This window comes from Streptomyces longispororuber, assembly GCF_014656095.1.
In the GTDB taxonomy this organism is placed as follows: Bacteria; Actinomycetota; Actinomycetes; order Streptomycetales; family Streptomycetaceae; genus Streptomyces; species Streptomyces longispororuber.
This window is the reverse complement of sequence record NZ_BNBT01000058.1, coordinates 1-11,988: the sequence shown is the minus strand read 5'-3', so window position 1 is coordinate 11,988 and position 11,988 is coordinate 1. Positions and strand designations below refer to the sequence as shown.

At 72.4% G+C, this 11,988-nt stretch carries 12 protein-coding genes and 1 rRNA gene; 3 read left to right on the top strand and 10 right to left on the bottom strand.

Translation table 11 applies throughout. The annotated features are described in order from the left end of the window. Window positions 1-132: 132 nt before the first annotated feature. Window positions 133-408 carry a glutaredoxin family protein gene (locus tag IE330_RS19270; protein ID WP_190137296.1) on the bottom strand — a complete coding sequence of 92 codons (276 nt, stop codon included), beginning with the start codon at window positions 406-408 and terminating at the stop codon, window positions 133-135. A 143-nt stretch (window positions 409-551) separates the two neighbouring features. On the opposite strand from IE330_RS19270, the gene IE330_RS19265 reads away from it, so the two are divergent. The 3 genes from IE330_RS19265 to IE330_RS19255 all read left to right on the top strand — a co-directional run bounded on the left by IE330_RS19265 (window position 552) and on the right by IE330_RS19255 (window position 4,352). Continuing rightward, a complete protein-coding gene (locus IE330_RS19265; RefSeq protein WP_190137295.1) occupies window positions 552-1,499 on the top strand; it encodes an HAD family hydrolase in 948 nt (315 codons plus the stop codon). A 473-nt stretch (window positions 1,500-1,972) separates the two neighbouring features. Then, on the top strand, window positions 1,973-2,746 hold the full coding sequence (locus tag IE330_RS19260; RefSeq protein WP_190137294.1) for an ECF subfamily RNA polymerase sigma factor, BldN family: 774 nt from the start codon (window positions 1,973-1,975) through the stop codon (window positions 2,744-2,746). A 361-nt stretch (window positions 2,747-3,107) separates the two neighbouring features. Beyond that, window positions 3,108-4,352 carry a DUF5667 domain-containing protein gene (locus IE330_RS19255; protein WP_190137293.1) on the top strand — a complete coding sequence of 415 codons (1,245 nt, stop codon included), beginning with the start codon at window positions 3,108-3,110 and terminating at the stop codon, window positions 4,350-4,352. A gap of 227 nt (window positions 4,353-4,579) precedes the next feature. Here the strand turns inward: IE330_RS19255 and IE330_RS19250 are convergent, their stop codons facing one another. The 9 genes from IE330_RS19250 to rrf all read right to left on the bottom strand — a co-directional run. Continuing rightward, window positions 4,580-5,752, bottom strand: a complete 1,173-nt coding sequence (locus IE330_RS19250; protein WP_190137292.1) for a lysophospholipid acyltransferase family protein — start codon at window positions 5,750-5,752, stop codon at window positions 4,580-4,582. Window positions 5,753-5,766: 14 nt separating this feature from the next. Next, on the bottom strand, window positions 5,767-6,870 hold the full coding sequence (locus IE330_RS19245; RefSeq protein WP_190137318.1) for an NAD-dependent epimerase/dehydratase family protein: 1,104 nt from the start codon (window positions 6,868-6,870) through the stop codon (window positions 5,767-5,769). A gap of 364 nt (window positions 6,871-7,234) precedes the next feature. Continuing rightward, window positions 7,235-7,333, bottom strand: coding sequence for a 30S ribosomal protein bS22 (locus tag IE330_RS19240; RefSeq protein ID WP_003948845.1), 99 nt, complete (start codon window positions 7,331-7,333; stop codon window positions 7,235-7,237). Window positions 7,334-7,465: 132 nt separating this feature from the next. Further along, window positions 7,466-7,675 (bottom strand): helix-turn-helix domain-containing protein, encoded by a 210-nt coding sequence (locus IE330_RS19235; protein WP_157164103.1) that lies wholly within the window; start codon window positions 7,673-7,675, stop codon window positions 7,466-7,468. Window positions 7,676-7,804: 129 nt separating this feature from the next. Continuing rightward, window positions 7,805-8,620 (bottom strand): phosphatase, encoded by an 816-nt coding sequence (locus IE330_RS19230; protein WP_190137291.1) that lies wholly within the window; start codon window positions 8,618-8,620, stop codon window positions 7,805-7,807. Window positions 8,621-8,730: 110 nt separating this feature from the next. Continuing rightward, on the bottom strand, window positions 8,731-9,903 hold the full coding sequence (locus tag IE330_RS19225; protein WP_190137290.1) for an acetoin utilization protein AcuC: 1,173 nt from the start codon (window positions 9,901-9,903) through the stop codon (window positions 8,731-8,733). Continuing rightward, window positions 9,854-11,089 (bottom strand): MFS transporter, encoded by a 1,236-nt coding sequence (locus IE330_RS19220; RefSeq protein ID WP_190137289.1) that lies wholly within the window; start codon window positions 11,087-11,089, stop codon window positions 9,854-9,856. The genes IE330_RS19225 and IE330_RS19220 overlap by 50 nt, the downstream gene beginning before the upstream one ends. Window positions 11,090-11,136: 47 nt before the next feature. Then, window positions 11,137-11,820, bottom strand: coding sequence for an HAD family hydrolase (locus IE330_RS19215; protein ID WP_190137288.1), 684 nt, complete (start codon window positions 11,818-11,820; stop codon window positions 11,137-11,139). Between the two features lie 100 nt (window positions 11,821-11,920). Further along, window positions 11,921-11,988: ribosomal RNA gene (gene rrf, locus IE330_RS40145) — 5S ribosomal RNA — on the bottom strand; the annotation flags it as partial.

Here is an 11,988-nt window from a genome sequence, read left to right as displayed (position 1 = left end):
AGGACGGCGGCCGCCCCCGTCGCGGGGCAGCCGGGGCGCGGCCCGCCCGGAGCAGAGGCCGCCCCCGGCGCGGCCCGGGCGGGAGCGCCCGGCGGGACGGCGGCCGTCGCGCGGCGCGGGCGCCGGGCGGGGTCAGGACGTGAGGGCCCGGCGCAGCCGGTCGGCGTCGACCTTCCAGAAGGTGTGCTGCTCCCCGTCCACGAGCACCACCGGGATCTGCTCCCAGTACTCCCGGTGCAGCGCCTCGTCCCGCGTGATGTCCTTCTTCTCCCACGCGACGCCGAGCTCCCCGCACACCCGCTCCACGACGGCCTCGGCGTCCTCGCACAGGTGGCACTCGGGCTTGCCGATCAGCGTCACCACACGGTCCGCGGCCGGCTTGCCTCTCCTACGAAAAATCGGGCTCATGGCCCCAGCTTCCTACGGCCGCCGCCCCGCCCGCGCCCCGCCCGGGCCCGGAGCCGCAGTGTGACGACTACGACACGGAGAGTTGACGGGTTCGCATCCCCGCATTCACGGAGGACCCGAACAGAGTGGCTATGCTCGACGGCATGGCCGCTCTGGGTTGGCTCCATCCCCGTAGGCGCTCCGCCACCGCGCGCAGCGTCCTGGCAGGCGAGGCCTCGGCGGAGGCCGCGCGCAAGACGTCGCAGGAGCTGGAAGAGCTCGCGCGGACCCCGGCGCCCGATAAGCCCGAGAAGCCCGGGACCCCCGAGTTCCCGGTCGCCGGCGACGACCGGGCCGCCGCCTTCTTCGACCTCGACAACACCGTGCTGCAGGGCGCCGCCCTCTTCTACTTCGGCCGCGGGCTGTACAAACGCAAGTTCTTCCAGCGCCGCGAACTGGCCCGGTTCGTCTGGCAGCAGGCCTGGTTCCGGCTCGCCGGGGAGGACCCCGAGCACCTCCAGGACGCCCGCGAGAGCGCCCTGTCCATCGTCAAGGGCCACCGCGTCGCCGAGCTGATCTCCATCGGCGAGGCCGTGTACGACGACTACCTGGCCGAGCGCATCTGGGCCGGCACCCGCGCCCTGGCCCAGGCCCACCTCGACGCGGGCCAGAAGGTCTGGCTGGTCACCGCCGCCCCGGTGGAGATGGCCACGATCATCGCCCGCCGCCTCGGCCTGACCGGCGCGCTCGGCACGGTCGCCGAGTCCGTCGACGGCGTCTACACCGGCAAGCTCGTCGGTGAGCCCCTGCACGGCCCCGCCAAGGCGGAGGCGGTCCGCGCCCTGGCCGCCGCCGAGGGCCTGGACCTCGCCCGCTGCGCCGCGTACAGCGACTCGCACAACGACATCCCGATGCTGTCGCTGGTCGGCCACCCGTACGCGATCAACCCCGACACCAAGCTGCGCAAGCACGCGCGTGCCAGTGACTGGCGGCTGCGGGACTACCGCACCGGCCGCAAGGCCGCGAAGGTCGGCATCCCCGCCGCCGCGGGCGTGGGCGCCCTCGCGGGCGGCGCCGCCGCGGCCGTCGCCCTGCACCGCCGCCGCCACTGATCCGGAAGCCCCCTCCGCGCTTCTCGCGAGGCCGCCCGCAGGCCGACCCGCCGGACCCCGGCCCGGTGTGCGCCGAACGGACCTGTCGTCACGTTGCGCACTCACCCTCGCGCGGCTGACGCCCGCGTGCCGCCACGCACCGTCACAAACGTCCGCGCGTACGAAAAAGAACGGCAATCGTTCTCTCTTACCCGTCAGGCCTCCCGCCAGTCCCGTTCGTTGAACTCGGCCACAACACGCCCCGCGCCCAGCCGGAATGCGTACCGATTCGATCAACAACCGTTCAATAACCGGTGCTTGAGCGACCGCTGATCGGTAAGAGAAGCGACGTAATCGATGATTTGAGCAACTGGGTGTAGTGCTGCCTGTACGAAGCGTTATTCTCCTCAGACGCATACCGGACCTTGCGCGTCGCTACGACGGGTGAATGGTCCCGCACCGCATGTGATGGAAGCTCTGCCTCTGGGAGTCCCGTGTACCCACACGTCGGGGTTGACGCCTCGGGCCTGGCTACGCTCCGTGCAACGGTCCTCGACCGTCTGCGCGGCTTCGTCCCCACCGCGTACGCCGTCCCCGCCTTCGCCGTCCCGGCACCCGCCGGGCCGTGCTACGCCTTGGCGGACGGCGGTGCCGCCGTCGGCAGACGCGCGCGCTCCGGCTCCGCCGCCACCACCACCCGCCGCCCCGCCGCGGACAGCGACAGCGCCCGCATGATGGACCTCGTGGAGCGCGCCCAGGCCGGCGAGTCCGACGCCTTCGGCCGCCTCTACGACCAGTACAGCGACACCGTCTACCGCTACATCTACTACCGCGTCGGCGGCAAGGCGACCGCCGAGGACCTCACCAGTGAGACCTTTCTGCGGGCGCTGCGCCGGATCGGCACCTTCACCTGGCAGGGCCGCGACTTCGGCGCCTGGCTGGTGACGATCGCCCGCAACCTCGTCGCCGACCACTTCAAGTCGAGCCGCTTCCGCCTCGAGGTGACCACCGGCGAGATGCTCGACGCCAACGAGGTCGAGCGCAGCCCCGAGGACTCCGTCCTGGAGTCCCTGTCGAACGCCGCGCTCCTGGACGCGGTCCGGCGCCTCAACCCGCAGCAGCAGGAGTGCGTGACGCTGCGCTTCCTCCAGGGCCTGTCCGTCGCCGAGACCGCGCGCGTGATGGGCAAGAACGAAGGCGCGATCAAGACCCTGCAGTACCGAGCGGTGCGCACGCTCGCCCGCCTCCTGCCGGACGACGCCCGCTGAGCCGTGCCGCCCCCGGCCGCGGCACGGCCCCCGGCGGCCGTCGCCCGGCACCCGGCGCCCCGTCCCGGCGCGTCGGCACAGCACGTCGAGTGACGATCAACTCACGTACTGTGGCGGGAAGTTGGCGGGCACGAGACCGCCTGTTTCTTTCGCGGTCCGATCATCCTCCGTCCGTAACCCAAGTGCCGCGACGCTCGTTGTGCGGGATGCAGGCTCCCTGTGGTCGCATCCTGGCTCTCTCCCGGCCCCGAAAAGAGCGGGAGATACTCCATTCGCTCACTCGATCGAGTGGAAGTACTCAGGACCTGCAACCCTCAGGACCCCTGGGGAGTCGACGTCATGACGAGAGGAGGTGCCGCCAGTGATCGCGAACGTATCGGCCCACCGGCGGGCGAACGCCTTCGCCCAGGCCCTGGAGGAGCACTCCGGCCAGGACCCGGCGGCCGAGCAGCCCGAAGATCCCGCCGCCCCCGCGGCCGCCCGCACCGACGCCGCGGTGCCCGGACCGGCCGAGCCCGGCCGCCTCCTGGCGCTCGCCGACGGCCTGGCCCGGCTCCCCAGGCCGGAGCTGGACCCCGAGGTCAAGGTGGTGCAGCGGGCGCAGTTGGTGGCGGCCATGGAGGCCATGCTGGCGGAAGGCACCACGGGCGACGCCGCTTCCGTGCCACGCCAGCGCTCCGGCAGAGGCGCCCACCGCGCCCTGCGCAAGCTCAAGCCGCGCACCCGCCTGTCCAAGGGCATCGCCGCGGGCGGACTCACCGTCGGCGTCGCGGCCGGGGCGTTCGGCGGCATCGCCGCCGCGAGCAACGACGCGCTGCCGGGCGACTCGCTCTACGGCCTCAAGCGCGGCATGGAGGACATCAGGCTCGGCATGGCCGACAGCGACGCCGACCGCGGCCGGCTCTATCTGGACCAGGCCTCGACCCGGCTCAGCGAGGCCCGCCGCCTGATGGAGCGCACCCGCTCCGGCCGCCTCGACCACGAGTCCCTCGGCGAAGTGCGCCGCGCCCTCTCCGGCATGCGCCACGACGCCGCCGAGGGCCACCGCCTCCTCACCGAGGCCTACGAGCGCGACGGCTCCCTCGGCCCCCTGCAGGCGCTCTCCTCCTTCGCCAGGACCCACGGCGCGAGCTGGCGCGACCTGCGGGAGAAGCTCCCCGTCCAGCTCGGCGACGTGGGCGAGGAGGTCACCTCGGTCTTCGACGCCATGGAGCAGGAGGTCGAGCCGCTGGACTCCCTGCTCCCCGGCCCCTCCGGCAAGCACCGCGCGCCGGACGACCACCGTCCCCGGCAGGACACCCCCGACGTGCCCCGCCAGGACCGGCCCTCGCCGCGCACCTCGGACGACGACTCCCAGCCGCCCCGCACCCCCGGCAAGCCCCGGCCCTCGGCGCCCGCCCAGAAGGAGAGCGGCGGCGGTCTGCTCCCCGGGGTGACGGACGACCTGATCGATCCGCCCAGCAAGCCCCACACCCCGCCGCCGAGCCGCACCGCCCCGGACAAACCCCACAGCGATTCCGGCCAGCCCAAGCCGGACGTCACGCTCCCGCCCCTCATCCCCGGCCTCCTCCCGGAGCTCGGCATCGAGGACGAGGAGCCGAAGTAGGCCACCGCCCTCCGCCCCGGCAGGGGCGGAGGGCGGTTCAGTTCTCCGCGGCTCCCGGGCTCCCGTCCCCGTGGCCGCCCGGGGGACGCCCGCGAGAGCCCCGCCTCACGCCGCGGGAGAGGCCCGCCTCGTGCCGCGGGAGAACCCGCGAAAGGCCCGCCTCGCGCTGCGGGAGAACCGCGAAAGGCCCGCCTCGCGCCGCGGGAGAACCGCGAGAGCCCCACCGCTCAGAAGAACACCGACCTCCGCTGCACCAGCAGCTTGTACAGCGTGTGCTGGATCTGCTCGCGCACCTGGTCCGTCAGGTTGAACATCAGCATCGGGTCCTCGGCCGCCTCCGGCGGATACCCGTCCGTGGGGATGGGCTCCCCGAACTGGATCGTCCACTTGGTGGGCAGCGGCACCATCCCCAAGGGCCCCAGCCAGGGGAACGTCGGCGTCAGCGGGAAGTACGGGATTCCCAGCACCCGGGCCAGCGTCTTCGCGTTGCCCACCATCGGGTAGATCTCCTCCGCCCCCACGATGGAGCACGGCACGATCGGCGACCCGGTGCGCAGCGCCGTGGACACGAACCCGCCGCGCCCGAACCGCTGGAGCTTGTACCGCTCCCCGAAGGGCTTCCCGATCCCCTTGAACCCCTCGGGCATCACCCCGACGAGCTCGCCCCGCTCCAGGAGCGCCTCCGCGTCCTCCGCGCACGCCAACGTGTGCCCGGCCTTGCGCGCCAGCTCGTTCACCACCGGCAGCATGAACACCAAGTCCGCCGCGAGCAGCCGCAGATGGCGCTCCCGCGGATGGTGGTCGTGCACGGCGACCTGCATCATCAGGCCGTCCCAGGGCAGCGTCCCCGAGTGGTTGGCGACGATCAGCGCCCCGCCGTCGTCGGGCACGTTCTCGATGCCCTTGACCTCCACCCGGAAGTACTTCTCGTAGATCGGCCGCAGCAGCGACATCAGGACCTGGTCGGTGAGCTCCTCGTCGTACCCGAACTCGTCGACCTCGTAGTCACCCGTCAGGCGCCGCCGCAGGAAGGCGAGGCCGCCGGCGATCCGCCGGTCCCAGCCGCCCCCGCCGCCGCCGGGCGCCGAGGACGCGCCGTCCCGGTCCACCGAGGTCCCGGCGGGGCCCGGGCCCCGCGGGTCGGGCGTGCCGTCCGAGCCCTCCGTGGCGCCGGGGACACCCGGTACGTCGGTGGCCTCCGTGCTCCCGGAGACCTCCGGGGCGGCTCCCGGTTCGGTGCCCTCCGCTCCCGGGGCGCGCCGGTCCCGCCGCCCCGGCACGGGCGCCACCTTCGCCGCGTCACCCTTGCGGCGCGGCCCGGTGGGCCTGCGGCGCGGCGGCCGCTGTCCGGCCCCACGCGACCGGTCGTCGTCGAACGGAATGACCTTGGCGTCCGCCATCGTTGACGATCTCCTCAGTTGGCGCTGTGGTGGGCACTGTCGTCGGCCGCGCTTCCGGCGCCCGCCCGGGCGCCGCCCGCCGTGCCGCCGCCCGCGAACGGCAGCGCCGCGACCTTGTCGACGGCCGCCGCGAGCGCGTCCGGAGGCAGCAGCCCCGGGCCCCGGCCGCGGACGAAGTCCGCGAAGGTCTCCGCGGTGCTGTACTTGGGCTCGAACCCCAGTGTCTCGCGCATCTGCCGCGTGGCCACGACCCGGCCGTGGGTGAGCAGCCGGATCTGTTCGCGGGAGAAGTCCGTGACCCCGAGCGTCCGCAGCGCCGTGCCCACCCAGGTGACGGCGGGCAGCAGCACCGGCAGCGTCGGGCGGCCGAGGCGGCGCGCGCACTGCGAGAGCAGCAGCAGGCCGTCACCGGCGATGTTGAACGTGCCGCTGTTGAGCGTCCCGCGCCGCGGTTCGTGCGAGGCGAGCCGCAGCACGTCGATCACGTCGTCCTCGTGGACGAACTGCAGGCGCGGGTCGTAGCCGAAGACCGTCGGCAGGACCGGCAGCGAGAAGTACTCCGCGAGCGGCGAGTCCGCGGCCGGGCCGAGGATGTTCGCGAACCGCAGCACGCACACCGCGACGTCCGGGCGGCGGCGCGCGAAGCCGCGCACGTAGCCCTCGACCTCGACGGCGTCCTTGGCGAAGCCGCCGCTCGGCAGCGACTTGGGCGGCGTGGTCTCGGTGAAGATCGCGGGGTCGCGCGGGGCCGAGCCGTACACGTTGGTGCTCGACTTCACCACCAGGCGCTTGACCCTCGGCGACTTCTGGCAGGCGCCGAGGAGCTGCATGGTGCCGATGACGTTGGTCTCCTTGACCGAGCCGCGGCTGCCGCCGGCGAGCGCGGTGCCCGTGACGTCCATGTGGACGACCGTGTCCACGGCGTGCTCGGCGAGCACGCGCGTGATCGTGGGCTGCCGGATGTCCGCCTGGACGAAGTCGGCGCCGCCCAGATGGTGCGCGGGCGGGACCGCGTCCACGGCGACCACCCGGTCGACCTCGGGATCGCGCTGGACGCGCCGGACGAACCTGCCGCCTAGCTGCCGGGCCACCCCGGTCACGAGCACGACCTTGCCCAAGATCAGCGCCGCCTTTCCCCAGCCCGCGTTACGTCTGTGGCCCACGCTAGCGGGTTGATGTCGCGCTGTGACGACCGCGGGCTCCGCAAAGTGACGCCGACCACTCCCTTCCCGCAAAGATCAAGCCGTACGCCCGCCTTTGAACAATTGAATCCCTTATGAGCCGGGCCCTTCGGAAAGCGGGGTGCGCGGAGAAGGGGTCGCGCGCGGAAGGGGTCGCACGGAGAAGGGGTCGCGCGCAGAAGAGGCGCGGAGAAGAGGGCCCGGGAGGGGAGGGGGGCGAGGCGGGGAAAAGCACCGAGGCCCTCCCGCCGGATGGCGGGAGGGCCCCAGTACGTATCGGCTCGCTCGTTACAGCGGTCGCTTACTTCTTGTTGCGACGCTGAACGCGCGTGCGCTTCAGCAGCTTGCGGTGCTTCTTCTTCGCCATCCGCTTACGCCGCTTCTTGATAACAGAGCCCACGACTACCCTCGCTCACTTCTCGGATCACCCCCGCGTCGGCGGGGATATCGGTGCGGGGCGTCTGGGCCCACACGACCTACGTCGGCCTAGCCTACCCGCCCGTTTCCCGAGCCTGTAATCGAGGGATGTCGATCAGGCCGTCTCCACCCCCACGTATGAGTCGCGAAGGTACTCGTGAACCGCGTTCTCGGGCACCCGGAAGGACCTTCCGACCCGGATTGCGGGCAGATGACCGCTGTGCACCAGCCGGTACACGGTCATCTTCGAGACTCGCATCACCGCGGCGACCTCCGCCACGGTCAGGAACGCAACCTCGCTGAGAGGCCTCTGGTCAGCAGCCATGACACACCTGAACCTTCCGCACATGACGCGCACCGGCTTCCCCTTCCGGTGACTCCTCGTCGCTGTGCGCTCACTCCCCAGAGTAGGGGCGGGTGATGCGAGTGGGGAAGAGGAGCTGCCATCGGCCGTTTACTGTGACAGACACGCTCGATTGAGTACATAGCGAGTAAGCGGTCGGTAGTAATCAGACCGCACAGCGTCATCAAGCGGAACGACGACGGACACTCGCCCCTCGGCCTGCCCGACGAACAGCGCGGGATCGTCCGTATCCGCCAGACCGATCGCCTCAAACCCGAGCTGACCTGCTCCGCAGACCCATCCGTGGTCCCCGATGACCAGCTCGGGGAGGGGTCCGCCGACGTCCGCCTGGACCCCCAGGGCCCGTCGAATCGGCAGCGGTGAATGGGTGTGTGCGCCGGTCTCACTCCCGATGGGACGCGCGCCGGGTTCACGCACCAGCGCGACTCCTCGTACGTAGTCAAGGTTGTACGTGCGTAGGCCGAACCGGGTCGTTATGTCGACACGGCAACCCTGCGCGGGGGTGAGGACCTGACATCCGGCCGCCGACAGGGCGGCGGCCAACGCGGCGTAGAAGTCCAGGAGTCGGTGGGGGTGACCCGTCCCGAGCAGGACGGGCAGTTGCCGCCGGGCCGCCTCCCGGAGCCTCCCGGCGAACGCGTCGAGCGCCGCCACCGTCCGTTCCGGGTCGATCACATCGGCACCCGTGGTGTGGTGCGGGTCGTCGGAGACCCCGCACCGGTCCGCCATGAGCCGCAGCAGGTCCCGTGGCCCCCAGGGCTGTTCGGGGCAGAGCCCGAGCAGCACCCGCGGGTCCCGGGCGGCGAAGAGCCGGTAGCTCCGCAGGCTCTCCTCCCGCGACGTGGCGACGGGCCCGGCGAGCCGGGCCGCCAGCAGATGCGCGCGCAACGCTCCGGTGCTCAACACGCACCGATGCTGCCGCACCCCCACTGTCCCCGCCCCGAAAACCCCGAAAACGCCGCACAGTCGGGCTAAAGCCCGTCCCGAGGCGGGCCTTGGGCAGGGCCGCCGCCCGGCTAGGGCAGCAGCCCGCGCAGCGGGAACGCCGCCCGCCGCGCCGCCAGGACCGCCTGGTCGACCCGGTCCGCGGGGTCGTACCCCTCGCTCCACTCGCGCCACCGCACGGGCCAGCGCCCGTCCGTCATGCGGCCGGGGCCGAGCATGCGGGCCCGCGCGAACACCACGCGCGCCCACTCCTCGGGCACCACCGCGGCGGGGTCGATCTCCCGCCCGGCGGCCACCGCCACGAGGTGCGCCCAGGACCGCGGCACCACGTCCACCACCGCGTATCCGCCGCCGCCGAGCGCCACCCACCGGCCGTCGGCGTACGCGTGGGCCAGCTCGTGGCAGGCGACCTGCACCGCCCGCTGCGCGTCCAGCGAGACCGCCAGGTGCGCCAGGGGGTCCTCGAAGTGGGTGTCCGCACCGTGCTGCGTCACCAGGACCTGCGGCCGGAACTCCGCGAGGAGCTCGGGCACCACCGCGTGGAAGGCCCGCACCCAGCCCTCGTCCCCCGTGCCCGCGGGCAGCGCGACGTTCACCGCGCTGCCCTGCGCCGCCTCGCCGCCGGTCTCCTCCGGCCAGCCGGAGCCCGGGAACAGCGTCCGCGGGTGCTCGTGCAGGGAGATCGTCAGGACCCGCGGGTCGTCCCAGAACACCGCCTGCACCCCGTCCCCGTGGTGCACGTCCACGTCCACGTAGGCGACGCGCTCGGCTCCGAGCTCCAGCAGGCGCGCGATGGCCAGGGCGGCGTCGTTGTACACGCAGAAACCGGAGGCCGCGCCCGGCATCGCGTGGTGCAGGCCGCCCGCGAAGTTCACCGCGTGCAGCGCTTCCTGGTGCCACACGGCCTCGGCGGCACCGATCGACTGCCCGGCGATCAGCGCCGACACGTCGTGCATCGCGGCGAACGCCGGCACGTCCTCCGTGCCGAGTCCGTACTCCCCGCGGGCCGAACGCGGGTCCGCCGAGGCGGCCTTCACCGCCGCCACGTAGTCCTCGCGGTGGACGAGGCCCAGCGTGGCGTCGTCGGCGCGCTTCGCCGCGACGACGTCCAGCCCGCCGCCGAGTCCGAAGGCGTCGACCAGACTCTTCGTCAGGACGAGCCGGACCGGGTCCATGGGGTGCTCGGAACCGAAGTCATAGCCCGTTACCGCTTCGTCCCACATCAGTCGTGCGCGCCCGCTCATGACCGTCACCGTATCGGTCCGGTCCGGGGGCGAACGACCGGGCGTACCGCAAGGTCACGAGCACCAACACCAAGGGAACGGCCATCGCCCCGCGATAGTTCCACGCCTCCCCCAGCACCCCCACCAACGGCGAACCGACCAGGAACCCCACGTAGTTGAAGATGTTCAGCCGGGCGACCGCCGCGTCCGAGGCCCCGGGGAACAGCCGCCCCGCCGCCGCGAACGTCTGCGGCACGAGCACGCACAGCCCGAGCCCCAGCACCGTGAACCCGCCGATCCCCACCCACGCCCCAGGAGCCACGGCCACCACCCCGAAACCCACCGCGCCGAGGACCGCGCCCGCCCGTACCACGGCCACCGCGCCGAACCGCCGCACCCCCAGGTCCCCGACGCCACGCCCCACCAGGGTCATCACCATGTACACGCTGTACGGCACCGTGGAGAGCTGCTCGGAGCTTCCCAGCACGTCCTGGAGGTACTTGGCACCCCAGTTGGAGACCGTCGAGTCACCGATGTACGCGAACGTCATCACGAGGCACAGCGGCAACAACGGCCGGAAAACCACCGCCCCGCCCTGGGGTGCACCACCGGGCTCCTGCTGCTTCCCGCCCGGGTCCCCGCCGCCCGGCCCGTGGTCGACGTACCACCGGCTTCCCACCAGCACCGCCGGCAGCAGCACCGCGACGACCGGCAGGTACGACGCGAGCAGCGACAGGTCCGCGTGCGCCCCCGCCCACGCCAGCGAGGCCCCCACGATCCCGCCCAGGCTGTACGCCGCGTGGAAGCCGAGCATGATGCTGCGCCCGTACGCGCGCTGCAGGCTCACCCCGAGCATGTTCATCGAGGCGTCCAGCGCCCCCACGGCGACCCCGAACGCTCCCAGGGCGGCGGCGATCTGCCACAGGGCGTCGCCGGCGCCCGCGCCGAGCAGCGCGAACAGGGCCGCGGGCTGCGACCACCGCATCACCCGGCTCGGCCGGACCCGCCGCACCACGCGCTCGGCGGCGACACTCCCGGCCCCGGCCAGCACCGGCACGCCCGCCAGGAAGAGGGGCAGCAGCCCGTCGGATATCCCGTACTGGTCCTGCAGCGCGGGTATCCGCGTCACGAGGAGCGCGAACGCGACCCCTTGCACGGCAAAGCCGAACGCGAGCGAGGCCCGGCCGCGCCGCAGCGTCTCCGTCATGACGGCGAAGCGTAAGCCTCCGCGCTACCGCTGGGTAGAGAGATCACTCAGTGACTTCCGCGCTCGCCGTCGGCGCCCGTGTCCGCGGTCGTCAGGAGCGTCGGCAGGTCCCGCAGGTCACTGAAGAGCCGGGTGGCTGCGCTCAGCCGCTCGCCCGGGGTCATGGCCGTGAACCCGTACACGTCCATCCCGGCCGCGATGGCGGCCTGCACGCCGAGGGGGCTGTCCTCGACGACGAGGCACCGCTCCGGTCGGACGCCCATGCTCCGGGCGGCGTGCAGGAACAGGTCAGGTGCCGGTTTGCCGCGGCCGACGTCCTGGGAGCTGAAGACGCGGTCTTCCCCGAACCACGTGTCGAGCCCGGTCTTGCGGTGTCCCACCCGGATGCGGTCGTGGCTTCCGGAGGAGGCCAGGCAGTAGGCGATGCCGTCGGCCGTGAGCTTCTCGAGCACCTCGAAGGCGCCGGGCATGGGCTGGAGCTCCCGTTCGAACGCGGCGAAGACCCGGGCGTGGAAGACGTCGTCGAAGTCCTCGGGCAGCCGCTTCCCCGACCGTTCGAGCACGAGGTCGTGTACGCGGTGGACCGCGGCGCCCATGTAGTCCCGCAGGGAGTCCTCGTACGTGGTGGGGTGACCGAGCTCGGTCAGATAGCCGGCGAGGATGGTGTTGGAGAGGGGCTCGCTGTCCACGAGGACGCCGTCGTTGTCGAAGATGACCAGGTCGTATCGCATGGCCCGACCCTAGAACACGGGTTTCGCCCTGCCGGGAACGGCGGTACAACGCAAGAAAGCCCCCGTGCTGAATGGCACGGGGGCTTTCCCATCACATTTAGTTCGGCGGCGTCCTACTCTCCCACAGGGTCCCCCCTGCAGTACCATCGGCGCTGTAAGGCTTAGCTT

Excerpts from the sequence above, each read along its gene's own strand:
- IE330_RS19225 (WP_190137290.1), bottom strand. The coding sequence starts at position 9,903 with ATGAGCGGGCGCGCACGACTGATGTGGGACGAAGCGGTAACGGGCTAT.
- IE330_RS19250 (WP_190137292.1), bottom strand. The coding sequence starts at position 5,752 with ATGGCGGACGCCAAGGTCATTCCGTTCGACGACGACCGGTCGCGTGGG.
- IE330_RS19235 (WP_157164103.1), bottom strand. The coding sequence starts at position 7,675 with ATGGCTGCTGACCAGAGGCCTCTCAGCGAGGTTGCGTTCCTGACCGTG.
- IE330_RS19220 (WP_190137289.1), bottom strand. The coding sequence starts at position 11,089 with ATGACGGAGACGCTGCGGCGCGGCCGGGCCTCGCTCGCGTTCGGCTTT.
- IE330_RS19270 (WP_190137296.1), bottom strand. The coding sequence starts at position 408 with ATGAGCCCGATTTTTCGTAGGAGAGGCAAGCCGGCCGCGGACCGTGTG.
- IE330_RS19215 (WP_190137288.1), bottom strand. The coding sequence starts at position 11,820 with ATGCGATACGACCTGGTCATCTTCGACAACGACGGCGTCCTCGTGGAC.
- IE330_RS19265 (WP_190137295.1), top strand. The coding sequence starts at position 552 with ATGGCCGCTCTGGGTTGGCTCCATCCCCGTAGGCGCTCCGCCACCGCG.